Below are 26,782 nucleotides of genomic sequence, written 5' to 3' on the forward strand. Positions count from 1 at the left end.
ACTTATATACTATTTATATTTTTTTTCGATTGTCATTCGAATTCGTATCGATCAATTTGTTGTAGGGGTCTACGCCTACTTCATATGGTTTTTGATCCACTACAATTGATATTTTATTATTTATTTTATCAATTTTATACTTCTTTAGAAACACTTCATTATCCATCGCATACAAGTCTTCACCTTTTGGATCTCCAAAAACGGCTATTTCGATATAATCAGCCAATGGCAGCGATTGGATCTTTTTGTCCCCCTCACCATAACTTAATGCCGTACCTTTAATATCTTCAAATAGTCGCACTCCATTATCTGCAGCACGATATTTGGAAATATTAAAGGTTATGTCTACTTGATATTTGCCATTAGGCAATTTTTTTGAAGTAACAGATTGTACGCTATTATCATATAGCGTGATCGTTTCAAACATATCTTTGACCAAATACTGTAAACTATCTGGGACATGTGTTTTTAATAGATCGACAAATTCTATTGCTGTTGTATAAGGTGCCTCTTGAAAAGCTACACGTTTTATATATTCTTTTAAGAAATTATTAAAATTCTTTTCTCCCATATACTCACTCATAGCATACATCACTAAAGATCCTTTTTGGTAATGAATATACTGTTGATTTTCATTATACATCAATGGATTTTCCTTAATTCTTTCTCGGCCACGCCCTTCCAAATATTCATCTAAAGCTATTTTCAAGAATTTGCGCATTTGCCCTTTTCCATATGTATGTTCCAATACCTTGAGGGAACTATATTCAGCCAAGGACTCCGAAAGCATTGTTGCTCCTTTTACGTTAGCACCGATTACCTGATGTGCCCACCATTGATGTGCTAGTTCATGTGCGGTCACACTGTACGGATAATCTACCGCATTGGGATTTTCTTCATCTACTTTTGCTATAAAACCAAAGCCCTCAGAAAAAGGAATAGTATTGGCGAATGCCTGCGCAAAAGTACCATGTGTCAACGGAAATTCAATTATACGTATTTGATTGAATTGATATGGGCTAAATTCTCTTTCGTAATACCCGAGCGCATCCTTCAATCCTTTGGTCATACGATCTAAATTGAAGATATGATCTTTATGGTAATATATTTCCAGATTGATATCATTGTGTTTTTCTTTTTTAACCGCATACCTACCCGAAATGAAAGCATAGAAATTGAGCATCTTTTGATCCATTCTGTAGTGAAAATAACGACGACCATTTTCCTGCCATTCCTTGATTAAGTAACCTGGAGCTATAGCCGTTTGGCTCTCATCAGTACTAACGACAGTTTCAAATTGGATCCAGTCCGCATCACTAGAGATATACGTATTTTGTAATGCTTTGACATCCCTTGGGTCGGACATCCTATCCCTATTAGGGAGGTTATATTTCTTACGGACGGTATTATCTACAAGCTCAGCAGACTCTAGGTAACCAATGGCAGGGAAAATTGTATTATTGATAAACGTACCATTGTGTAATACAGGAGAATTGTCTTTAAAAAATGTATTTTCTTTATTTTGCAAATAGCTTACCATCAGCAAAGAGTCTCCAGGCATAAGCCTTTTGCCTAGGCTATATATCCTCACTTCCAACAACGAATCTGTTACTATCTCTTTGGCATCATTTCCTATTTCTATTTTTTGTAGATTATCACTATGATTTACAAAAATCGTATCTATCGGAGTAGTACCTTTATTTTTCAATATATAAGTTACCTTGGCTTTATAATCACGACTATCTGGAAAGATATCCATGTCCACTTTAGTATCTATTATACGAGGCTGCTTAATTATGCTATAGCGTTTATATTTTTTTTCATAATCTACATTTTGCTGCTCTCTATCCTTGGCAGAAATGTATTTTTCAAGGACATTATTTTGGTAATATATAGTATAACCTAAACTTACGAAAGCCATTATAGCTAAAATTAGAGGAATGTAAAGCGATGGCTTAAACCGTTTTTTTGCTACTAGAAAACGTTCTTTTACAGAAGAAACAATTCCTCTTTTATAAAAAATGATAGTTATAATCGTTAAAATAAAAGCAAAAAACAACCAATACAATCTATAAGTAAAGTATTCGTTTAAGTTGCCAAAACCATTCATATCTGAATAGCTAAACCCCACATCCCTATTAAATATAAATATCGACTGCTCTATTCCAATCTTTGGTAGCAAAGGGAACAATATCGTTGACAGTAAACATACCATAAATCCAGCCATATAGTTCTTAAGGAAAGATTGTATACACATAGCGAATGGTATCAATACCAAATAGCTAAGCAATTGGAGGCCTAATAGCTGCTTCAGATATAATCCTAACTCAAAATTGTAGTACCCATTATAGCTTTGATAGATAACACCTGACAATACTCCTACTAGCGATATCGTAATAACCATCTTTACTAAGGCTATATATTTAGAAAAATATAATACCCAGTTTGGCGTTGCGGTAGCGTCTACAAGTAAGTTCATACGATCCGTTTGTGCTCGATTTAACAATATTCCAGAAAATAGAAAGATAAGTACAAGAATAAAAAATGAATATACATTGTCGATTACATCCAGCATCTTCCAGGTCACAGGATAAGTCTCCGTACCATAAATCTCTCCAGTGACTGCCGATACGGCTAATGCCATCAAGACAGTAAGTGCCATGATGATAATAAATGTCCAATTGCGGATAATAAATCTAAAGTCAAAATTAGATAAGTTCCATACTAATTTCAACCTAGACAAGAAAGTATAGTTAAAATGTACTTCAGGAAGATTTATACGGATGATGCTACCAAAATTATCCTTGATAACACGAGTACCTTTTGAAGCCTTCTTGAAGGTAAAGGCAGCTTGTGTAAACGAAAAAGAATAGCTTACTGCAGCAAATATAAGAACAGCCACTGCGAGCCAAATAATCCTATTGTAAATAAAAACACCTTCAAAAGGCAAGTCATTATTGTTCTTCTCCGCTATCGTCCAATACTTGGTTAAATATGAAATACTGGAGTCCCCAAAAGGGTCCCATAATGCTATAGTATATAGATTTTCTGCATTAGTAGAAAAGACCTGTATGACGCTTTGAAATACAAATAAAAGCAAGACAAACACAAAGCCCACATAGATATTTCGTGTAAATGTTACCAAACCAAAAACAATAGACCCAAAAAGTAAAATATTGGGAATCACTGAAATAACCAATACCTGAAGATAAGCCCATGCTCTATTGGGTCCCAATAGATCTTCACGAACACCGGGCAAAAATTGAGCTATAATAAAACCTAATATCGTCGTACATACAACTAATAATGTAATGCTGACGGAGCTTAAAAATTTCGCAAGGATATAATTACCTTTTGTCAGTGGATAAGAGAACAATACATTATGCATATTGGTATTATAATCCCTATATACAGATGCGCCTATGATCGTCGGGATCAAGAAATACACAAAACTGGTAAAACTATTTATCAAGTTATAAATACTCAGTGCAGAGTTTACCTTCAATGGGCTTGATATCGTAGCTGTCGCTTGCGAAAAAACACCTAATACCGAAGCCGTGACAAAGACTGATAGCGCAAAAAAAATGAAACAATAGATATAAAAGGCAGGCGTATTCAACCAGCGTTTAATTTCGAACTTAAAAATAGTACTAAACATTGGCAACATCCTTTTTCAATGATACAAAGTATAAATCCTCTAATTGTGGTTTAGCCGGTTCAAAACCTTCACCAGGGTTATCATCGCTATATACACGTACATTGAGCGAATTGTCGGGATTATAATTAGAGAAAATAACATTATGCGTGGCATTCATAGCTTCATAGCTGTCCCTATCGATCACCGTTTTCCAAATCTTCCCTTCCAACTTCTGTTCTCCAGACTCTGCTGTCCCTCGGTACAATACTTTGCCCCCATTGACGATAGCCAATTCATGACACAGCTCCCGTACATCATCGACTATATGTGTAGAGAAAATAACCGTATTAGAAGTACCTATTTCACGCAATACATTAAGAAAACGGTGTCTTTCTGCTGGATCTAATCCTGCTGTCGGTTCATCGACAATAATCAATTTAGGCTTATTAAGTAATAGCTGTGCAATACCAAAACGCTGTTTCATACCACCAGAATAACCACTTACATTTTTACGACGTACTTCATACAAATTTGTTATACGAAGTACCTCTTCCACTATTTTTTTACGTGCACTTGAAGAATCAATCCCCTTCAGCTGCGCAAAATATGATAATAACTCCTCTGCCGACATATTGGGGTATACCCCAAAATCTTGTGGCAAATAACCTAATATTTTTCTAAACTCTAGTTGATTTTCAAATACATTTACCCCATCAAACTCGATAGTACCCGCATCGGCAGACTGTAAAGTAGCGATAGTACGCATAAGAGAAGATTTACCAGCACCATTTGGGCCTAATAAACCAAACATGCCTACGCCAATTTCTAAGTTTATGCAATCCAATGCACGTACGCCATTATGATAAGTTTTTGTTAACTCTTGAATTTTCAAACTCATGTTTATATGCTATTAAGATTAATTTAATTTCGTTAAACTATTAGTAGAAAAATAATAACATATGTTACAGAAAAAAATAACAAAAAAATAAGAGGCAATAATTTGTTATTTATTGCCCCTTAATAATAAGAAGTTAAAAACTAAAATAATGGACAAACATATGCCATTGTCATCGTAACGAAAGGAAGGATCTAACACCTTAGCAGAGATGTTTCCTTGCACTCAACATGACAAACATTTACCATTGTCATCCTGATCGCGGGAAGGATCTAACACCTTGGCAGAGAGGCATTTCCTTACACTTCAACATGACAAAACTAATGACAAACATATAACATTGTCATCCTGACGAAAGGAAGGATCTAACACCTTGGCAGAGATGTTTCCTTGCACTTCAACATAACAAACATATGCTAGTTTCATCCTAACGACAGGAAGGATCCAACACCTTGGCAGAGATGTTTCACTATGTTCAACATGACAGCCTAAACTCCAAAAACCATACTTGTCATCCTGATCGAAGGAAGGATCTAAACACAGGTTTCATACTTTTTAGATGTTTCAGTATGTTCAACATGACAGCCTAAACTCCAAAAACCATACTTGTCATCCTGATCGAAGGAAGGATCTAAACACAGGTTTCATACTTTTTAGATGTTTCACTATGTTCAACATGACAGCCTAAACTCCAAAAACCATACTTGTCATCCTGATCGAAGGAAGGATCTAACACCCTAGCAAAGATGTTTCCTTGCACTCAACATGACAAACATACGCTACTGTCATCCTGACGAAAGGAAGGATCTAACACCTTGGCAGAGATGTTTCCTTGCACTTCAACATAACAAACCTAATGCCAAACATATGCTAGTTTCATCCTGATGAAAAGAAGGATCTAACACCTTGGCAGAGATGTTTCCTTGCACTCAACATGACATACCTAATGACAAACATATAACATTGTCATCCTGATGAAAAGAAGGATCTAACACAATACTGGAGATGTTTCACTATGTTCAACATGACAGCCTAAACTCCAAAAACCATACTTGTCATCCTGATCGAAGGAAGGATCTAAACACAGGTTTCATACTTTTTAGATGTTTCACTATGTTCAACATGACAGCCTAAACTCCAAAAACCATACTTGTCATCCTGATGAAAAGAAGGATCTAACACAATACTGGAGATGTTTCCTTGCACTCAACATCACAAACATATGCTACTGTCATCCTGATGAAAAGAAGGATCTAACACCTTAGCAGAGAGATGTTTACTTGCACTTCAACATAACATACCTACGCCATTGTCATCCTGATGAAAAGAAGGATCTAACACAATACTGGAGATGTTTCACGGTATTCAACATGACAGCCTAAACTCCAAAAACCATACTTGTCATCCTGATCGAAGGAAGGATCTAAACACAATACTAGAGATGTTTCCTTGCACTTCAACATAACATACCTAATGACAAACATATAACATTGTCATACTGATGAAAAGAAGGATCTAACACAATACTAGAGATGTTTCCTTGCACTTCAACATAACATACCTACGCCATTGTCATTCGGACAAAAGGAAGGATCTAACACAATACTGGAGATGTTTCCTTGCACTCAACATGACAAACCCATTTGATGAAAAGAAGGTTCTAACACCTTAGCAGAGAGATATTTCCTTGCACTCAACATGACAAACATATGCTACTGTCATCCGGACAAAAGGAAGGATCTAACACCCTAGCAGAGATGTTTCCTTGCACTTCAACATAACATACCTACGCTACTGTCATCCTGACGAAAGGAAGGATCTAACACCTTAGCAGAGATGTTTCCTTGCACTCATCCTAACAAACTAATGACAAAAAAATAAGGGTCAATAATTGTTATTTATTGACCCTTATCGATAAGTTGTAAAAAACTAAAATAATTGAGATAGCGGATGTATATGTTCATTTGTTAAACGAACTTCTCCTTCTATGAGTGCGTATTCATGTTCGACATTTCTACCTTTTACTGTAATAGACTTCACCTTTTTGAGAGTTGGCCAATACATTAAATATCTATTTACGGCGACATCATAATTGTAATACAATTCAAAGAAATTTACCGACGAATCAAGCATAGTACGATTAGAATTGACATCAGAAGTGCTTAATATAACATATCCATTATCTATTTTCTTCTCGAAGCTATAAAACATTTTATCGGGCAGACTCACGTATAAATCTGTTCCACCTTTGATAGCAATCTCCCAATTCGGCACCTCTACTTCCTGCTCTATTTCTTTCTCTACCATATCAAAATTATCATCATAATCGTAGCTGATAATAGTATCGCGTTGGATAACATCCTCCTTCTTCCAAAGAATATCTGCATAGCCTGCCGAACAATGGTTGAGAATATTCTTTATCACAGGATAACTATCCACAAAAGAACTGTACTTGTTCCTAATAGATGATATATCCGCATTGATAAATGCGTTCAATACTGCGTCAGGATTCATTTTGAGCACCTTATTGTGGTCATTAGCTTGTACCAACTCGCTGTATATTTTTGCTTTGGCATGAATCATACCATTTTCAAAATCTAATACGTAGGTATCTTTCGTTGCTACATTAGCATATACAATATCACCTTTCAAATCCAAAGAATTAATAGCATCTAAAGTTGCCACTGGTTTCATGATTTCAGCTCTATCTTTCCACATTTCTTTCAGCTGCACGACATTCTCCGAAGAGGAATAATTGAGCTGTATTAAGATATGATTGCCATCACCTATAAAATGTATCTTGCCATCTTTAGAGCTCCCCGACCATTGATTGCCATTCCGTTCATAAGCACTAGAATCTAGGCCCAAACTATTAGAAATCGCCTCCATTAATATTTTGTCATCTTTTACTTTCTGGTAAGAATACAATGTTTCACACCTTTCATCAATAGAAAACAAATACATCGAAGACGGGACATATAATGCGGCAGACCAATCGGATTCAAACATACGACTTGAAGATTCTCTATTGCTATAATAGGTTGAATTACCAATAACATTGCTAACAATATCAACCATTAAATCATCAACAGAGATCTTCAAAACAGATGTACTTTGGCCACTTACCCATTGTTTTTTTGCTGTATTTTTTCTAATAATTTGAAATACAACAAAAAACAATGCAATACCGATTACTACCGCTATCCCTGCATACAATGCTTTCCTATGCTTAAGCATACTTTAATCTGCTATGTTTTGTTTTCGGCTAATAACATCAAACAAGTATTGCAATGCATTAGCTTTAGACTTTGGAAAATCTATTTTTGCCTCAGACTTAAATGCATTACCGACAATACCTGGGCTAATAATAGAAAAATCACCATACTGATTTAACTCTCCTACAAATCCCTTTAAAGAATCACTAAGAGGAATATCCAATTCCTTTAATAAAACAGGAATACGCTTGGTATTAACGACCAATGCAGCTACATTATTCTTAGCAAGAGCAACATATTTCGGCACGCCTTTAGTATTTACCTTATTGCTGGCTATATCTTGCATTTTCATTAAGTCATCACTTACAAATACAATCCCGTCTTTGATCTGTAAATAAATCTGTATACCCGAGCTATTCACTTCAACAACCCTATATAAGCCTGAATATACTTCTTCTAGGTACTCACGGTTTAATCCTACTTGAATCATACGATCAAATATACGCGTGTCGTCTGAAGAAAACATCCACATAAATTGAGGAATAGTTTCCATTTTAGTTTTCACTACCTCTGTGTAATTATAATCCTCATCGTATTCATAATCAGTATATTCAACCTCACTTTTTGTTAGACCATTTAATACAAGAAGATTGTCTCCTTTATATACTTTACCGATTGCTTTTTCGTCCAATAGAACCTCAAAAATAGAAGCTCCTAGATCCACAAAATCATTGTAATAAGGGAAGATCGTACTATAATTACGTGAAATCATGGACGGAAGAGCCTTTAAATATGCTTCCGTATTCGCATTTACCGAAAAGAAAGCAACAACATCTTTATCTAAGAAATTGTAAAACTTCGGATTGACACCTTTACGGTATATTTCTTTATATTGCTTAACCAATTTTTTATCGAAGCCCAATGTAGAGCTTAATTTCATACTATTCCCTATTACATCTATTTGTGCATCCAAGCTTTCCATTCCATAATAAGGGGCATTCGTATATTCTTGATTGACATCACCCATCATAGACTGATAATAACCAAGATTTCCCCAAATAGGATTATCGGTATATAAAGCACCAAATAAAACACCTAAGCTATCAATATGCAGATTAATCAAGGTATTACTGGAGATTGGTTTTATTTTTTTGGTAGAATAGCTACCTAGATTTCCAGATATAAGGTGACTAAATTCAGTATTGAGCCATCCGCCAATTATAACATTCTTTAACGAATCATTATGTCTATTTATACTATCATATTGTAAATAATAATCATCAGCATATTCATCTTGAGCCAATACAGAATCAACAATATCGTATTCATCTTGATCAATTTCATCAGCCATTTCAACTTCGTTAAGTTCATCCTCAGAAATTACAACTTCTGATATATCAGCAACTGATGTAGAGTCTACCACAAATTCTCCCCACTCATCAAATTCCACAGAAACAGTATCTGCTTCAGCTTCTGCCCAATCACTATAATCATAATTAGACAATAAACCATAACGTTCTTTGACCTCTTCTTTGTCAAAATAACTGCCCATCGATAGTCCCGTTAAGAAATATATGGTATTATCATCCCAACTCATACGAAGCGTTCTGTCTTCAGAGTAGATTGTTGGTAGATTATCGACAATTTCTATCTTTGAATCTTTTGTAACTATAGCCTCAAACTGTTTTCTATTGGCCATTGGAAATAATCCACCTACATATTGAATGCTGTCGGTCCCATTGCCATAGACATAGGCTTTATTATTCAAATCAATACCTAGATCATCGATTGAATGATCACTATTATTATCTAATATTTTATCAAAAAATCCAATTTTTGACAAGGTAGAATTTAGCTCATTAGCATTTAAATGCGTTAAGAAAGCTTTATTATTAAAGGTTACAACGAACTTGGCATTGGCAGGTACTTTACGGATAAGATCTTGCGCATTGGATGTACTAACACCTAAGGTCAGACCTAAAGAAAGAAGTAGGAATTTGATTTTCATGTATAGAGTATAGATTTAATTTAAAGTAATAGTATTTGATAAATTAGCTTTACCATTGACAATATCAAGTACATTCGCTTTCAACATTACCGCCTTTTTATTTGAAGACACTTTGGCCAAAGAATTTTTTTGTGTAGCAACAGTATGCTCAAAACGGTATATATACGTAAAATACGCGTTCTGCAGAGATTTTTGGTTTTCAGGCTTCAATTTATTAAGTTCCTTTTGTCCTGCACTATTGTATTTATAAGTTCGACTTAAGGTTTTTGATTTAGCATCATACGAATAAATTGAGTAGTCTGAGAGCGAAGTTTTAAATTGAGCTGAAAGAGTTTTTACAAAAGTATTTAACGCATTTATATTTCTGAAATCACAAGAAACAACAGCTATATAATTTGTAAAATCCAAGGAAGAATGAACATTAGAAATACCATTAGTTTTTTTGAGCGTAGTGGTTATCTTACTGATTTCACTTCGAATATCTCGCTCTGAAGGGATTTTCAAACCATCAACTTTATCCAACTTCATTAAGGAAGATACTTTGGTCCTACTTTTACTAAGGTTTACCGTTACTTTAATTGCACCAGAGCCATTAGATTTTAAATCTATCTCTTCTACGATATCAAAACAACTTGTCATCAAACCTGTACTACAGGTTAAAAAAAAATAAAACAGAATTTTTTTAAGCATTTAAATATTATTAATAACAACACTATAATTGTTGTTATTCTTAGTGGCAATGCTACAAAAAAAGCACCAACTTTAATCAAACAAGACATTAATTTTTCAACAGATTAATAATACACCAACAAAAACACTCGTAATGATATAATTTATAAGTCTTTAAGAAATTGAAAAATTTACATTTTGTTAATTTGTTAGTCCATTCTTTCTTCTTAGCTTCGCATAATAATTCAAAAGTATGCGTTTCAATCGAACATTAATATTACTCTATGCGGCTACAAGTCTCCTCATAGGATGTAAAACCCAAAAAATACAGTACTTACCACAGGTAAGTTATAATACTAATATTGTAATTGATAACAGTATCACTCCAGATAGTACTATTATAGCCTATTATGCCCCTTACAAGGTAAAGCTGGAGAAAGAAATGAATAGACAGATAGGCTATTCTGACTATTATTTGAGTAAAGTTAGATCTCAGCCCGAATTTTTAGTAGGTAATTTTTTTGCAGATGCCTTATTAACTATAGGAAAACAAATAGATCCTGAAACACAACTATCCTTAGCTACCAAAGATGGAATTCGTACTGAAGTAAAACAGGGTCCTATTACCGTAGGTTCTATGTTTGAATTGATGCCTTTCGAAAATACTATTACGGTATTGGAGTTAAAAGGAACAGATGTTTTAGAATTATGCGAATTTATCGCTAAAGCTGGTGGTCAACCAATTGCCGGATTTACGATGCAGATTGAACATGATAAACCAGTAAATATTAACATCAATGGGCAGCCATTAGATACAAATAAAACATACAAACTCGTTACCTATGATTATCTAGCTAACGGTGGCGATTATATCAAAGGGATTACAAATCCTATAAGCCGTATAAATACGCCAAATACGGTACGCGAGGAGCTTATCAGATATGTAGAGGAATTAACAAGCAAAGGCAAACACGTAAATACGCAATTAGATGGAAGAATTACAATACTTAAATAGAAAGAAATTTATCAAAAGTCTTGCAGCCTTAGGTGTAATTATAGCCTCATTTGGATTACCTACAGCATTTGCGCAAGATGCAAGTAAAGAAGTTAAATTAACCATATTACATACTAATGATGTACATAGCCGTGTAGAACCATTTCCTATGGATGGCTCACGTCTACAAGGTTTAGGTGGTACCGCACGAAGAAGCTCTTTATTATCAAAAATCCGTAATGAGGAGAAAAATGTATTGCTATTGGATGCAGGAGATATATTTCAAGGAACACCATATTTCAATCTTTTTGATGGTGAGGTAGAACTTGAGATAATGTCAAAACTAGGCTATGATGCTGGTACTTTTGGTAATCATGAATTTGACAATGGTGTTGCCGGAATATTGAAGCATTTTGATAAAGCCAAATTTCCTTTCGTTACTTCCAATTATGACTTCAGTAAAACAGAATTGGCAGGTAAAACAAAAGAATATATAGTTATTGAAAAAGATGGTGTACGGATTGGTATTTTTGGATTGGGTGTAGATGTCGAAGGATTAGTAGATCCAAAGAACCACAAAGATGTGATTTATTTGGATCCTGTAGAAGTTTCAAACCGTATCGTGCCTATATTAAAAAACCAAGAGAAATGTGATCTTGTGATTTGTTTGTCACATCTAGGGTATTCCTACAAAGAGGATAAAATATCAGACTTGACATTAGTTCCAAAAACTAGAGATATTGATTTGATAATTGGTGGACATACACACACGTTATTGGATAAACCGACAGAAGTCCTTAATGCGGACGGAAAAGTGACATTAGTAAATCAAGTAGGTAATGGCGGTGTTAGATTGGGTCGTATAGATTATATATTCAACCCGATTACAAAAGATAAAAAATACACGTCCAAAAACATCGATATCGCTAACTAGTCCCCTAGTTAGTGGTATTCAACTATCTGAAGTGCAAAGATTTTTCAAATTATACATTGACTCCTATAAAGGCTTATCACCTGCAGCTTGGTTATTAGCGTTAGTAATGTTAATAAACCGGATGGGCTCTATGGTGATTCCTTTCTTGGGGATCTATATGTCGTCAGAACTCCACTTCTCCAAAACACAAATAGGATTAGTTTTAGGATGCTTTGGCGTGGGTTCCGTATGTGGATCATGGCTTGGCGGATGGCTGACCGATAAATTTGGAAATTTCAAGGTGCAGACCTGTAGCTTGATTGCTGTAATACCCTTATTTTTAGTATTACCGTTATTTCGTTCTTTTGAAGGATTAGCGGGGATGATATTTATATTGTCATTGGTAGCGGACACCTTTAGACCGGCCAACTCCGTTTCTGTGGCACGCTATGCAAAGCCTGAAAATATAACTCGAGCGTATTCTTTAAATAGAATGGCTGTGAATTTAGGCTTTTCTATCGGTCCTGCTTTAGGTGGTTTCTTGGCGAAGTTTTCATACGATTGGATTTTTTACGGCAATGCTATTGCCGCAGGTATGGCAGCTATAGTATTTTTTTATTTCTTTAGAAATAAAAAAACAACAGCACGTCAGCATACAAGTTTCAGTACAGGGGCTGAAGATAGTCCGATCGTTGTAAAAAGTAAAAATGCCTATTCTGATGGCTTATTTATCGTGTTCAATCTGTTGTGCTGCCTATTCTCGATGGCTTTCTTTCAACTATTGAGTACCATGCCCCTATTTTATAAAGAGGTATATCAGTTTCAATCTGACGATATAGGTTTAATTCTCGGATTTAGTGGCTTTGTAATTGTTGTCTTTGAAATGATATTGGTTCATTTGATAGAGCATCGTTATACGGTCAGACAGATTATGTTTTGGGGGACAATGGTTACCGCACTTTCTTTTTATATGCTCAATATAGATTTGGGAATAATATGGCTTTATATGGCTATGTTTATTCTTTCGACGGGCGAAATGTTAACATTACCATTCACCGCGACAATAGCAATTAATAGAGCAGGATTAACAAATCAAGGCGCCTATATGGGGTTCAATTCTCTCTCCTTTGCTGCTGCAAATATATTTTCTCCTTACCTAGGAACATATATAGCCGAACATTATGGTTATAATGCATTGTGGCTGACAACAGGAACAACACTTGTGCTGACGAGTATTGGTTTTTCGTGGATAATAAAGAAGATGGGTAGTTAATTGTATCAACAATTAACATAACTATTATTCTACTAGAACTAGTAGAATAATATAAAATAAGAAGTATAAACTATACTTGATTTTCAACCCCAGAAAAAGATATACTAACAAATATTATTGTTGGTATAAAACTTTGATGGCAATACTAAAGCAATATTCGACCAAACTTACCCTACATTTCGCTCATAAGGAACACGTGTTTGAATAGATCTTCCCAAGGTGATTTCATCGACATACTCTAATTCTCCACCAAAAGCAATACCTCTAGCGATAGTACTTATTTGTACTTGAAAATCCTTGAGCTTGCGATAAAGATAGAATATGGTAGTATCTCCTTCCATCGTAGCTGATAAAGCAAGAATAATTTCTTTTACTTCGCCTTTACGGATGCGCTCCAATAAGCCTTCAATTTTCAGATCAGATGGCCCTACCCCATCCATTGGTGATATCAAACCACCAAGCACATGATATACGCCTTGATACTGATTGGTATTTTCGATAGCCATTATATCCCGTGTATCCTCCACGACACAGATCGTTGATTTGTCACGTTTTGTCGAAAGACATATTTCACAAACAGCGTCATCAGAGATATTATAACATTCTTTACAATATTGAATTTTTTCTTTTAATGTATTTATGGCTTGTGTAAATCGTGCAACTTCGGAATCGGGCTGCTTCAACAGGTGCAAAACCAAACGCAAGGCCGTCTTATTACCAATTCCTGGCAAACGACCAAACTCATCTACAGCATTTTCTAATAATTTGGATGAAAAATTCATAGCACAAATGTACATAATTGCACTATGTTAACGTATTAAGGGATATCAAAATAATGTAAGAAAATACATTCAAATATTACTTTAGGTACATTTTCAGTAGATTGCACCAATGAAAAGGACGATAACTATAGAATATTGCCCCAAATGTGGCTGGCTGTTACGAGCAGCATATATGGCGCAAGAATTGCTTATGACATTTACGGATGATGTATATGGCGTTACTTTAGTACCTAGCGAGGTAAGTGGACGTTATCAAATTGCTGTAGATAGAAAAGTGATATTTGACAGAAAGCTCGTTGGGAGATTTCCCGAAATAACAGAACTCAAACAATTAATACGTGATGAAGTGGCTCCAGAAAAATCATTAGGCCATTCTGACAAGAAAAAGATTTAATTTTTATATATTGTGATTTTTAAGTTATAGTAAAAAATATGACAGGTGAAAACAGAATCAGAAATTCATTTGCCAATAAAACTTGGCAAGAAATAAAAGTAAAAGACTCGTGGCAGATTTTTAAAATCATGTCTGAGTTTGTAGATGGCTTCGAAAAATTGGCTAAGATTGGCCCTTGTGTTTCCATATTTGGATCTGCTCGTACTCCCGATGCACACAAATACTACCAGATGACCGTAGAGATAGCGCGTTTGCTGGCAGAAAAGGGATATGGTGTTATTTCGGGTGGTGGCCCTGGAATCATGGAAGCAGCCAACAAAGGTGCCTATAATGCGGGTGGTAAGTCCGTAGGATTAAATATAGAATTGCCTTTTGAGCAATTTCACAACAAATACATCGACAGAGATAAAATATTAGAATTCAACTATTTCTTTGTGCGCAAAGTTATGTTTATGAAATATTCGCAAGGTTATATTGTGATGCCTGGCGGATTCGGTACGATGGATGAGTTGTTTGAAGCTATTACGCTAATCCAAACAGGTAAAATAGCAAGGTTCCCTATTGTATTGGTAGGCTCCGATTATTGGGGAGGCTTGTTGGAATGGGTTGAGAAAACAATGCTTACCAATGCCTACATAGCATCAGAAGATTTGAAACTCTTCCGTCTTGTAGATACTGCCGAAGAAGCAGTAGAGCATATCTTTAGGTTCTATGACAAATATTTGTTGAAACCCAACTTCTAAAAAAATACAAACGCATAAAAAATCCCTTCGGAATTTCCGAAGGGATTTGTCGTTTAATAGCTGAAAGTCATTAGAAAGCGTAACGCAAACCAATCATAGCAGACCAAGTAGTAGATGAAGTACTCATTGGACGATAAGGCTTAGTAACTAAATCATTTCCATCACGCAACATTTGAAATGTCGGATCAGGACTTGCAGAACCAGAGCGTCCTAAGATAGCACGTCCATTATTAAATAATACATCACGAATACCCCATTCAGAATTAAATATATTACCAACATTCACTAAATCTAAGGTAAACTGTAATTTATCCCCATCCATTGCTATATTCTTGAATAAATTCTGAGTCCAACGAATGTCGAAACGATTCAACCATGGCAACAAAAATTCATTGCGCGGCAAAATTTGTCCTCTATATTTTTCCAATCCATTTTCATTGATAAATTTGTCAAAAGCTTTGATTTGATCATCAACTGTAAAAAGTGTATTGGTACCACTAGTAATTGGTGCCCATTTCAAATCTGCGGAATTTTCAGGTATGAATACTAGATCATTAGTAATACCATCATTATTTAAATCAATTGTGTGGTAATAAGAAAATCTTCCTTGACTAGAGCCATTATAATAGATACCTATAGAGGTATTACCAATATTATAAGTAACATTTGCAACTAAACGGTGAGGAACTGCAAAGTCAGAAATGCTTAAGAAATCTTGATTTGGTGTATTAATTACTGGAGAACCTCCCCAAGCAGATGAAGCACTAGAACCTGCATTTGCCGACACTTCCTTAGCTTCAGAATAGGTGTAGAATATTGATCCTGAAAGACCTTTCCAATTCGAAACGTTAGCTCCAAAAGTAGCTGAAAACGCATGACCTTTAGCAATAGCATTTGATAATACAGTCGCATTATTAGCCCCAATATTAGGATTGTATTGATACGATGCTGGGTTAGGATAATAATCACGATCTACACCAGCATAAGTCATTTTGGACGTACTAGGTTTTCTATTAGCACCATATTGGAATACACCATTAATATCTTTTGTATATAAAATATCTGAGGTAAGTGTCACTGGTGTGTTAGGAATTTTATAATCAACACCAAAACTAGATCTCCATACCGAAGGCATTTTGAAATCATCATCAACTAAAGCAAATGATGAAGGAGCACCGGCAGATGGTGAAGTTATGAATGGAGTGACTTGTTGCCCTTGAGTGTTAGTATAATATACTGGATTATTTACATAATGGTAAATATCATTTGGCTGGAAAGTGATTTGACCAATCCATGGAGCCACATCATCATAACTACCTGGTTCTATAGTGTTTTGTAATACTCCAGCATTAGTAGGCATATTGGTCAACCAAACAAAAGGAACACGTCCTGTAAATACACCAGTACCTCCACGTAATGTCAAAGATCTATCTCCATAAACATCATAGTTAAATCCTACTCTAGGAGATAGCATAATACGTGATTTGGGCCATGAACCTGACGAATAATGAGTCGGATCACCATTAACATTTAGAAATTCTAAATTATCAATTGAAGTGTTTGCAGTTAGCTTATTCATATAAATAGGCAACTCTGCTCTAAGACCAAATGTTAGATTAAAACGATCAGTCACTGTAAATCGATCTTGCGCATATAAAGATGCTAAACCAAAATTTACTCGCGCATAAGTGTCTTGTCCCTCGTAAGGATAAGTTAATCCAAACATAGTTGGCGCAACTTCATTTGCAGTACCTGTTTTTAAGAAGTCTTCAACAGAAGCATATCTGTAATATCCTGTACCCATACGTGTATATGAGTTACCAAATTTTTGAACTTCAAAAGCAGCCCCTGCAGTAATGGTATGCTTTCCGCCAATATAAGTTAAGTTATTAGTAAAAGAAAAGTTGTTGTTAACTACCTCATTTAAGTAAGAAAAAAGCTCTGTACCAAAACTAATGTAATTACCGCCACCATCCCAAATATCTACAAATGGAAATAACTGATCATTAGGAGTTTTTCTAGTATCTTGAATTTTGGAATAAGTAAATAAAAATTTATTAGAAAGTTGAGAATTAAAAGATGAATTTAACTCTGCAGTTAATGAACTAACTACATTTTTGATAGAGTAATTTGCACTCTCAAAAGCCATAGAATTCTCACTCACCCTATTCCAAGAAGAACGTGGATTTGGTCCAGATGTACCATTTGCAACCTGCATAGATTCGCCACTTAGCACATTATATCGGAAGGCTGCTTTATGCTTATCACTGATATTCCAATCTATACGTGCTAAGAATTTATTTCCAAATTGATTCGCTTCATTTGCATATCCTTGATATCTACCTGGATCATAACCCCATTGGTTAATTAAGTGATTTTGAACAGCTACTAAATCAGACTCTTTCACTCGGGTTATATTATCTGCAACCTCAGCAACACCATTTTGAGAAGCTGTCCATAAATTTGCTCCTGAAGCATTTGCACCTGTAGATTTTTCTTTCTCCGCACTAACAAAGAAAAATAACTTATCTTTAATGATTGGTCCTCCAAGAGTTAAACCATAACTTTTTTTAGTACCATCTGTAAAGGCAATATTTTCTTTATTAATTTTCCATCCATTTAAATTTTCATTATTAAAATAGCTATAAGCAGATCCATGAAAGCTATTTGTACCTGATTTAGTTACAGCATTTATGCCTGCTCCCGTAAAACCAGACTGCGTAACATCAAATGGTGCAATATTAACAGAAATTTCCTCAATAGCATCAAGGGATATAGGTTGTGAATTCCCCCCTGGTAATGGGTTAGTGTTCAATCCAAATCCGTTATTAAAATTTGCTCCATCAATTTGAAGGTTATTATAACGTGCATCCCTACCGGCAAAAGAGTTTCCGTTAGCCTGTGGAGTAAGCTTCGTGAAATCTGTAATACTACGGTTTATTTGTGGAAGTTCCTGAATCTGCTTCAAATCTACATTTGTAGAAACACCACTCCTATTAGCATTACTTTTTCTATTACCTGTCACCGCTACTTCATCAATAGCAGTAGCACTTTCGCCAAATATAGGATTTAACACGAATGGCTGCCCTAATTGTAGGTAAACGTCATCATAAACTAAAGGATTTTGACCGACATAGGTTACCTCAACACGATATGGCCCCCCAACACGCATGTTCGCTAAATTAAAACGACCCGCTGCATTCGCTGAACCGGAGTAAGAAGTTCCTGAGGGCAAGTGGGTCGCTTTAATAGTGGCACCTGAGGTTTTATTACCAGAGCTCTCGCTCACCACCCCAGACATACTACTCGTCGTTACCTGTGCATGTATTGTGCCGTAGCTAGACAAAATCAATGCGAAAAAAAGTAGAGATTTTTTCATATTTAATTAGATAGTTTTAATTATAGTGCAAAAATAAAAAGAGATTTAACATTTTTTCACATTTAACACAAACTTAATATCCACATCCTATAATGGTTATATTCATATATGTATAGATATAATGGCCTGAATTAATTATTTAATAACTAATCATACACTATTATTAATAATTCGAATGTTAAAAAACAAATTTATTCACTATAAAGAGAATACACATTAATTACTAAGAAGTTAAGTACGTGATATTTGTTTGTAATATTAATGTCATAAAATTTTATTACAGTTTTAAAAACTCGAGCGTTAGAAAGAATTATTCCACTAAAAAATAAGTAATCATGCAAACTTAAATAAATAACTGACAGATAATGATAAGGTTGTGAGATATTGTAATTAATACATTTTCAAATAATTATTAGAATAAAATTAAAAAGTTATCTTTGCAACCAATTGAAAATTTAAACTCAAAATGCAGAAAAAATCTACCCTTGTGTATGCCACCTTGGCATTCATGATCGCTAGTAACACCGCTCTCGCTCAACAGGTGATTACTGGAAAAGTAACGGATGGGAATCAACCTATTGCGGGTGCTACTGTACTAATCCCAGGAACCAAAGTAGGTACTTCTACAGATGCTAATGGTAACTTTAGCATTACAGCTCCTCAAAACAATGGCCAGATCCAAATCAAATTTGTAGGCCATGCGACTCAAGTTGTTAAGTTCAACAACGAATCACCAATTGGAACTATCATCTTAACACCAACAGAAGGACAATCAATTGACGAAATCATTATTGTAGGTAAGTCTATTATTGATATCGCTGAAGGTCGTAAAACACCAATTGCTGTTTCTACGATTACACAACAAGAGATTGAAGAAAAAGTAGGTGGTCAAGATATTACCTCTACTTTGGTAAATACACCTTCTGTGTATGTAACAAGTCAAGCCAAAGGTTTCGGGGAGTCGTCGATGAGTACACGTGGTTTTGACCAGTCAAACACTGCTTTCTTATTAAATGGTCAACCGATCAATGGTATGGATAATGGTCGTGTATATTGGTCTAACTGGAGTGGATTGACTGACATTGCATCTTTAATACAAATTCAACGTGGTTTGGGTTCATCCAAACTAGCAATTTCTTCTGTAGGTGGTACAACAAATTTTGTTACTAAATCAGCTGACATGAAGGAAGGTGGTTTTGTTAAACTTTCTGTAGGTAATGATATGTTGCGCAAATCAACTATTGCCTATAATACAGGTTTAATGAAAAATGGATTTGCAGTTTCTGCTATGCTAACTGACTGGAGTGGCGACGGATACATGGACAAAACAGCTGGTGCTGGGCAAAATTATTTCTTATCAGTAGGTTACAAAGTTAATGAGAAGCACAATCTAAACTTAATGGTTACAGGTGCGCCTCAATGGCATCAACAAGGATATACAGGTAAATTGCAGACTTATTTAGATAATGGTAGAAGATATAATGATAACATTGAGACAGTCAATGGAGTTAGTACCAACTACCGTAAAAACTTTTACCATAAGCCAGTAGCTAACTTCAACTGGGACTGGAAAATTGATGAAAAATCGAATTTAGGGACCGTTGTATATGCTTCTATCGCTAGTGGTGGTGGTCAATCAAAACGTACTGATGCGTCAAAGGAAAAAGTTCCTTACTTAGCAGCAGATATGAACAATCACCAATGGTATGGTATCGTATCTAACTATAACCGTAAATTAAATGATAACTTATCATTCAACGTAGGTTTTGATTTACGTGATTACAAAGGTGAGCATTATAGAGAAGTAACTGATCTTTTGGGGGCAAAAAGCATTACACATGAACAAAAAATGTTAATCCCTCAATCTAGAACTTACTATACAACATCAAATACATACTCTACAAATCCTTGGAAAACTTTTGGGGATCAACCAAAATCTAAGGAAGACCGTTTAGCTTGGGATTATGAACAAGTTGTACGCTACGGCGGTTTATTTGGTCAAATAGAATATGCTAAAAATGGTTTCACAGCTTTCTTCCAAGGGTCTGTATCACAGCAACAAAATGTACGTATTGATTATTACCAATATGATGCAGCAAATGAAAGATCTAAGAACGTAAATAACTTTGGTTATAACGTAAAGGGTGGTCTTAGTTATAGTTTAGGTGGACATACTTTATTTGGTAATGCTGGTTATTATTCTCGTCAACCATACCAGAATAATATCTTTATGAACTACGCTAATGATGTCAACCCATATGCAGACAACGAAGAGATCTTAGGTTTAGAATTGGGGTATAAATATGCTAACCAATATGTAAACGTTAATGTTAATGCGTACCGTACTACATGGGCAAACCGTGTAACAGGTAGTTCAGCTCCTGCAACAGCAGAGCAGATTGCTAAATACCCAGATTTATTAAACGCTGGAGAATTAGTTTACCAAACAAACTATGGTGTAAAACAAGATCACCAAGGTGTAGAATTAGATGTAGCTGTTCGTCCAATTACAAATTTAACAATCAAAGGTTTTGCTTCTATAGGGGATTGGATCTATAAAGGTAATGCTATTTCAATCGCACGTAACGAAAACCGTCAAACACTAGGCGATCCTACGACTAGAGACTTGACAGGTGTAAAAGTTGGTGATGCTGCACAAACATCATTTGGTGCTGGTGCTAGATATTCTATAATAAAAAATCTATCAGTAGATGCTGATTACAGATATTATGATAGATTATATGGCGCTTTACCATCTAATGGAGTTCAAACATTAAGATTACCATCATATGATTTAGTAGATGCTGGTATTTCATACAAAGTACAAGTAAGTAATAAAAATGCTATCAGTTTCCGTTTCAACGTAAACAACTTATTCAATGAGTTCTATATTTCTGAAGCTACTTCTTATAGAGAAGCTACAGCTAATAGCACAAATTGGAATGGCATAAACACCGATAATTATGTTTTAATTGGTTGGGGACGTACTTGGAATGGTTCTGTGAAATTTACTTTCTAAGAACTTACTATATAGAGTATTCAATTGAAATAAAATGGCTGTCTCACAAAGACAGCCATTTTTATTTTATACCTGAAATTTGTCAATTATTTTTACAATTTCACTTTTCAACAATACACCGCTTTGTCGCCATACTTGTAAGCCATCTTTATAGAGAATCATCGTTGGAACTCCTTGCACCGAAAAATTACGTGCTAATGCTTGATTCTTATCGACATCGATTTTTATAATAGATAGTTTATCGCCATAATGCTCTTTCACTTCGTGAAGGATAGGTGCTAATGTTTGACATGGCCCACACCATTCAGCAGAGAAATCTACCAATACTACACTATTTTTCTGTAATAACTCCTTAAAACTAGCCATAATTCTCTTTTTTATGTAATAATATTTTTTAACTATTCCTATTAATTATACGGAACACAAAGCGCCTCTAAATCCGCAATACTATGCTGATAAAGATTGAGATCTACATACCCTTTTATGCCTTTTACAGATCCTTTTTCAGAAAACTGCCAAAAGTCCCAATGCTCTTTTGGATCTTCCGTCCAAAAATTATAATTCGCTATCCACAATGGGTAATCACTAAATTCTTTTTCCAAAAAATCTGTATAATATTTATCTCCAGAATAAAGGATAGGCTTCACCTTATAATGCCTTTCTATTAACGTGAGCCAGCGCTTAAGCCCAATTTTAAGGTTTTCCATAGATTGGTTGCGGGGATGCTCTTCGATATCTAATACGGGAGGTAAATCACCTGGATTAAGCTTTACCACACGAATAAAATTATTTGCTTGTTTAGTAGAATTTTCATTTGGTCTGAAATAATGGTAGGCTCCTCTCAATTTATTGATCTCCTTTACTCCTTCCCAATTTTCCTTAAATCTTTTATCTACATTCTGCTCTCCCATTGTAGCGCGTACAAACACAAAATCTATTACAAAGCGTTCGTTGATCGTGTGAACGTTCTGCCAAATAATTTTATCTTGGTATTGGCTGACATCAATTCCAAAAACTTTATCATCATGTTCAGTCATCAAGAAGACATTGCGCGCATCATGCTTAGTACGTCCCTTTTCTTTATCTGTTGATATATCAGTACTAAACAATGCCTTATTATAATAGAAAATAGCTGTTCGATAATGCCAAAAAGAGTAAATTAATACACATATTAATGGTGTCAGTATACTCCATAATAGATAACGCTTGCGTTCCTGAGCTGCTACGTCTATTTTTTGTTTGCTCGTTTTCGTAGTTTTTGGCATATTGCATCGAAAATAAAATTTTTATACTAGGGAAACAACATTATTTATGAAAGTTTACAATCCTAAGGATTGGGTTAATAGCCTAAAGTACCTTTATCGCTCAGATCAATTGAAGCGCGTCGTGCCATTGGTGATACTGGTAGCCTTCTTTACTTGGATCATTGCCTTTATAGAATTAGAATATCTACAGCTTTCAAACAAATCATCGCTAAGTAATTTTACTGTTGTGCATAGCTTATTAGGCTTTGTACTATCACTAATATTAGTTTTTAGAACGAATACAGCTTACGACAGATGGTGGGAAGGACGAAAACAATGGGGCACCTTGACAAATGTCAGTAGAACATTGAGCTACAAAGTAAATGCAATGTTAGATACAGAGGATAAGATCAATCGAAGCTTTTATCGTAAAGCTATTCCACTATTTGCCGAAACATTGTACAACCATCTACGATCGGATTATACTAAATTTATGCTCGATGAAGAAAGGCATCCTGAACTTTCGTCATTGGACGATAAAAAACATGGCCCTAACCAAGTAACTGCACTAATCTATAAAAAGACTATTAACCTGTATAATGAAGGGATAATTTCTGGTGATGAGCTACGTATATTAAACGATGAAATTACAGCGATGACTAATGTCTGTGGAGCATGTGAACGCATCAAAAATACCCCCATCCCTATCGCCTACAGTTCATTTATCAAAATATTCATTATTCTATATTCAGCAACTCTACCTATAGGTTATGTCTTTTCTATGGGATATTTAGTTGTGTTAGCTGTACCTTTTATCTTTTACGTATTGATCACAATAGAATTAATTGGTGAATCTATTGAAGAGCCTTTTGGTAAAGATACAGACGATCTTCCTATTGATAAAATTGCTTCTAACATTAAAAAACATTGTTTTGAAGTACTTAACGCTTAATAAACACATAGGCAAATAAAACAATTGTATTCATTATCAAGCACTAACCAAATAGTAAGTAAATATATTTTGAAGAGCTTGCCAAAATTTCTACTTTTGTGACGGAGAGCTGGCAGAGTGGTCGAATGCGGCAGTCTTGAAAACTGTTAACTGTCACAGGTTCGGGGGTTCGAATCCCTCGCTCTCCGCTAAAAAAGCTTAATCGAAAGATTAAGCTTTTTTGTTTTATATGCATTTCCTGCCTATCTATCACTGTTATTTTCCTAGAAATCACGATAAGATTCGAGCCAGAAGGGTTGGGCGGGTTCGATTCAGGAAGGTTTACGGATGTGTTTGGGGTATGTGTGGCTAAACCAATCCCTCGCTCTCCGCTAAAAAAGCTTAATCGAAAGATTAAGCTTTTTTGTTTTATATGCATTTCCTGCCTATCTATCACTGTTATTTTCATAGAAATCACAATAAGATTCGAGCCAGAAAGGTGAGCCGGGTTCAATTCAGGAAGGTTTACGGATGTGTTTGGGGTATGTGTGGCTAAACCAATCCCTCGCTCTCCACTAAAAAAGCTTAATCGAAAGATTAAGCTTTTTTGTTTTAATACCTTTTCCTGCATATCTAGCACTATACTTTTTCATAGAAATCACAAAAAGATTCGAGCCAGAAAGGTGAGCAGGGTTCGATTCAGGAAGGTTTAGGAAGGTTTAGTGATGTGTTTGGGGTATGTGTGGCTAAACCAATCCCTCGCTCTCCGCTAAAAAAGCTTAATCGAAAGATTAAGCTTTTTTGCTTTAATACCTTTTTCTGCATATCTAACACTATACTTTTTCATAGAAATCACAATAAGATTCGAGCCAGAAAGGTGAGCAGGGTTCGATTCAGGAAGGTTTAGGAAGGTTTAGGGATGTGTTTGGGGTGTGTGTGGCTAAACCAATCCCTCGCTCTCGGCTAAAAAAGCTTAATCGAAAGATTAAGCTTTTTTGCTTTAATACCTTTTTCTGCATATCTAGCACTGTACTTTTTCATAGAAATCACAATAAGATTCGAGCCAGAAAGGTGAGCCGGGTTCGATTCAGGAAGGTTTAGGAAGGTTTAGGGATGTGTTTGGGGTATGTGTGGCTAAACCAATCCCTCGCTCTCGGCATCAATTGAATCATTAAATTTTAAAACCCGATAAATAGCACTATTTATCGGGTTTTTTGCGTTTAGACCTAATACTTTAAAAACATACTTCTATATTCTCTGAGGAGCCATCAAGGGGCCACGATAACGGGACCAAATTTTGGCCCCTCCAAATCAAGAAATACATAGCTAAAAATTAATCAATGTGAAAATCTAAAAATTAGACATCTTGATTACTCTATTAACAATTGATAACTTATATAATATCAAATCACCACAGCTACGTAGAATTTTTTGACCACACGAATTTATTTAAGACCCAATAAACAAGGGGATTTTTCTATTTATTTGAATTTTACGACATCAGGGAAAAGGAAAGAATTATTTTCAAATGTATACACCTCCATAAAAAAATGGGATGATCAACTATTAAAAGTTAAAAAATCAGTGAGGATACGTGAACAAAAAATAGCCTCTTGGCTATCATCACGATGAAAGCCACGAAATAATGATCACTTTGTCAATTACCAAATCTAAAACTACAAGCGATGATTTATTCAAAAGGGCAACAGTAATACCACGGGAAATTGTACCTAACATTCAAGGTTACAAAAAAAAGATAAAAGTACTTAAAGGGCGAGAATACATGCTGGGAACATTCAACCGCTATATCACCAAGCTATCCCACCTATGGAAATTACTTCGTTAATTTACAATATTGAAGATATAGATATACCAAAATAGATATTGCTTTATTAAACAACTTGGACTTCTGCTTAAGCTCAGTTTGCATTTGTGCTAATAATTCGACAATCAAATACATTAAGAACTTAGTGGAAATTATAAACGGTTTGTGCTATTGACGGCAACTATTGGATACAGCATACAAGATCTTAAAAACTGCTTATATAGTACTACCAATTAAATTGACATAATAAAATTATTATTTAGCTATTATGCAGTGTACATACAATTTGTAATACTAAATTAGTGAGCAAAAAAATAGTGGATAACTGTACAGTTATCCACTACATAATGTATATTTCTTTATAAAAGAATTATCAAAGTTATGCTACGCGTACATTAACTGCGTTAATACCTTTTTTACCATTTTCTAAATCGAATGTAACGTTATCATTTTCACGTATATCATGGATTAAACCTGAATTGTGTACGAAAACATCTTGACCACCATCTGTTGGTGTAATAAAACCGAAACCTTTAGTTGAGTTAAAGAATTTTACTGTTCCTTCTTGCATTGTGTATTGTATTAATTTATAAAATATTTATTTTTATGGCATATGCCGATTACTAAGCTTGTTATTACAGCCTAATATTTACTCTTATTTGTTTGCAAGAAAAGATGTTCGTATTTTTTAGGGCTTCTAGGCTTAAAATGGTACTATACCGATATAATGATAACAAAAAGTAACAGCTAATATCTTTGTTTGAAATAATAATAATATCTATTCTAACAAGTATTACTGACTACAGAACAAATGTAGTTCATTTAATTGATATATAAAAATTTATTTTAAATAAAATTTAT

18 protein-coding genes and 1 tRNA gene are annotated in these 26,782 nt (G+C 34.9%); 9 read left to right on the forward strand and 10 right to left on the reverse strand.

Going from position 1 to position 26,782, the window contains the following annotated elements; genetic code table 11:
* Positions 1-13: 13 nt before the first annotated feature.
* From IP023_RS11910 to IP023_RS11930, 5 genes are all read right to left on the reverse strand, one after another.
* On the reverse strand, positions 14-3,658 hold the full coding sequence (locus IP023_RS11910; protein WP_241790591.1) for an ABC transporter permease/M1 family aminopeptidase: 3,645 nt from the start codon (positions 3,656-3,658) through the stop codon (positions 14-16).
* The gene (locus IP023_RS11915; protein WP_241790592.1) at positions 3,651-4,535 is read right to left on the reverse strand and encodes an ABC transporter ATP-binding protein; all 885 of its coding nucleotides are present in this window, start codon (positions 4,533-4,535) and stop codon (positions 3,651-3,653) included. The genes IP023_RS11910 and IP023_RS11915 overlap by 8 nt, the downstream gene beginning before the upstream one ends.
* Positions 4,536-6,461: 1,926 nt before the next feature.
* The gene (locus IP023_RS11920; RefSeq protein ID WP_241790593.1) at positions 6,462-7,769 is read right to left on the reverse strand and encodes a hypothetical protein; all 1,308 of its coding nucleotides are present in this window, start codon (positions 7,767-7,769) and stop codon (positions 6,462-6,464) included.
* A 3-nt stretch (positions 7,770-7,772) separates the two neighbouring features.
* Complete coding sequence (locus IP023_RS11925; RefSeq protein WP_241790594.1) at positions 7,773-9,755, reverse strand: hypothetical protein; 1,983 nt, start codon at positions 9,753-9,755, stop codon at positions 7,773-7,775.
* Between the two features lie 15 nt (positions 9,756-9,770).
* Positions 9,771-10,394, reverse strand: a complete 624-nt coding sequence (locus IP023_RS11930) for a hypothetical protein (protein WP_241790595.1) — start codon at positions 10,392-10,394, stop codon at positions 9,771-9,773.
* Between the two features lie 283 nt (positions 10,395-10,677).
* Between IP023_RS11930 and IP023_RS11935 the strand changes: the two genes are divergently transcribed.
* Genes IP023_RS11935 through IP023_RS11945 form a run of 3 tightly spaced genes read left to right on the forward strand, consistent with a single transcriptional unit; the run spans position 10,678 to position 13,604 of the window.
* Entirely contained in the window at positions 10,678-11,439 is a 762-nt protein-coding gene (locus IP023_RS11935; protein WP_241790596.1) for a 5'-nucleotidase C-terminal domain-containing protein, read from the forward strand.
* Positions 11,414-12,352 carry a bifunctional metallophosphatase/5'-nucleotidase gene (locus IP023_RS11940; protein WP_241790597.1) on the forward strand — a complete coding sequence of 313 codons (939 nt, stop codon included), beginning with the start codon at positions 11,414-11,416 and terminating at the stop codon, positions 12,350-12,352. Before IP023_RS11935 ends, IP023_RS11940 begins: the two co-directional genes overlap by 26 nt.
* 31 nt (positions 12,353-12,383) lie before the next feature.
* Positions 12,384-13,604 (forward strand): MFS transporter, encoded by a 1,221-nt coding sequence (locus IP023_RS11945; protein ID WP_241790598.1) that lies wholly within the window; start codon positions 12,384-12,386, stop codon positions 13,602-13,604.
* A gap of 167 nt (positions 13,605-13,771) precedes the next feature.
* Here IP023_RS11945 and recR read toward each other — a convergent pair whose 3' ends face one another.
* Positions 13,772-14,386 carry a recombination mediator RecR gene (gene recR / locus IP023_RS11950; protein ID WP_241790599.1) on the reverse strand — a complete coding sequence of 205 codons (615 nt, stop codon included), beginning with the start codon at positions 14,384-14,386 and terminating at the stop codon, positions 13,772-13,774.
* A 109-nt stretch (positions 14,387-14,495) separates the two neighbouring features.
* On the opposite strand from recR, the gene IP023_RS11955 reads away from it, so the two are divergent.
* Positions 14,496-14,780 carry a SelT/SelW/SelH family protein gene (locus IP023_RS11955; protein ID WP_241790600.1) on the forward strand — a complete coding sequence of 95 codons (285 nt, stop codon included), beginning with the start codon at positions 14,496-14,498 and terminating at the stop codon, positions 14,778-14,780.
* A gap of 38 nt (positions 14,781-14,818) precedes the next feature.
* Positions 14,819-15,523, forward strand: coding sequence for an LOG family protein (locus tag IP023_RS11960; RefSeq protein ID WP_241790601.1), 705 nt, complete (start codon positions 14,819-14,821; stop codon positions 15,521-15,523).
* A gap of 70 nt (positions 15,524-15,593) precedes the next feature.
* On the opposite strand, the gene IP023_RS11965 is transcribed toward IP023_RS11960, so the two are convergent.
* Positions 15,594-18,902: a TonB-dependent receptor gene (locus IP023_RS11965; RefSeq protein WP_241790602.1), complete on the reverse strand. Its 3,309-nt coding sequence runs from the start codon at positions 18,900-18,902 to the stop codon at positions 15,594-15,596.
* A gap of 466 nt (positions 18,903-19,368) precedes the next feature.
* On the opposite strand from IP023_RS11965, the gene IP023_RS11970 reads away from it, so the two are divergent.
* A complete protein-coding gene (locus IP023_RS11970; protein WP_241790603.1) occupies positions 19,369-21,921 on the forward strand; it encodes a TonB-dependent receptor in 2,553 nt (850 codons plus the stop codon).
* Positions 21,922-21,987: 66 nt separating this feature from the next.
* Here the strand turns inward: IP023_RS11970 and trxA are convergent, their stop codons facing one another.
* Both trxA and IP023_RS11980 read right to left on the reverse strand, forming a co-directional pair.
* The gene (gene trxA / locus IP023_RS11975; RefSeq protein ID WP_241790604.1) at positions 21,988-22,287 is read right to left on the reverse strand and encodes a thioredoxin; all 300 of its coding nucleotides are present in this window, start codon (positions 22,285-22,287) and stop codon (positions 21,988-21,990) included.
* A 41-nt stretch (positions 22,288-22,328) separates the two neighbouring features.
* Positions 22,329-23,186: a glycoside hydrolase family 25 protein gene (locus IP023_RS11980; protein WP_241790605.1), complete on the reverse strand. Its 858-nt coding sequence runs from the start codon at positions 23,184-23,186 to the stop codon at positions 22,329-22,331.
* Between the two features lie 46 nt (positions 23,187-23,232).
* Between IP023_RS11980 and IP023_RS11985 the strand changes: the two genes are divergently transcribed.
* The 3 genes from IP023_RS11985 to IP023_RS15950 all read left to right on the forward strand — a co-directional run bounded on the left by IP023_RS11985 (position 23,233) and on the right by IP023_RS15950 (position 25,728).
* Positions 23,233-24,117, forward strand: a complete 885-nt coding sequence (locus IP023_RS11985) for a bestrophin family protein (RefSeq protein ID WP_241790606.1) — start codon at positions 23,233-23,235, stop codon at positions 24,115-24,117.
* Positions 24,118-24,220: 103 nt separating this feature from the next.
* Positions 24,221-24,305: transfer RNA gene (locus tag IP023_RS11990), tRNA-Ser, on the forward strand.
* Between the two features lie 1,222 nt (positions 24,306-25,527).
* A complete protein-coding gene (locus IP023_RS15950) occupies positions 25,528-25,728 on the forward strand; it encodes an Arm DNA-binding domain-containing protein (RefSeq protein WP_394801854.1) in 201 nt (66 codons plus the stop codon).
* A 572-nt stretch (positions 25,729-26,300) separates the two neighbouring features.
* Here IP023_RS15950 and IP023_RS11995 read toward each other — a convergent pair.
* Positions 26,301-26,492 (reverse strand): cold-shock protein, encoded by a 192-nt coding sequence (locus IP023_RS11995; protein WP_241790607.1) that lies wholly within the window; start codon positions 26,490-26,492, stop codon positions 26,301-26,303.
* Between the last annotated feature and the right edge of the window lie 290 nt (positions 26,493-26,782).

Source organism: Sphingobacterium rhinopitheci, assembly GCF_022627575.1.
Taxonomy (GTDB): domain Bacteria; phylum Bacteroidota; class Bacteroidia; order Sphingobacteriales; family Sphingobacteriaceae; genus Sphingobacterium; species Sphingobacterium rhinopitheci.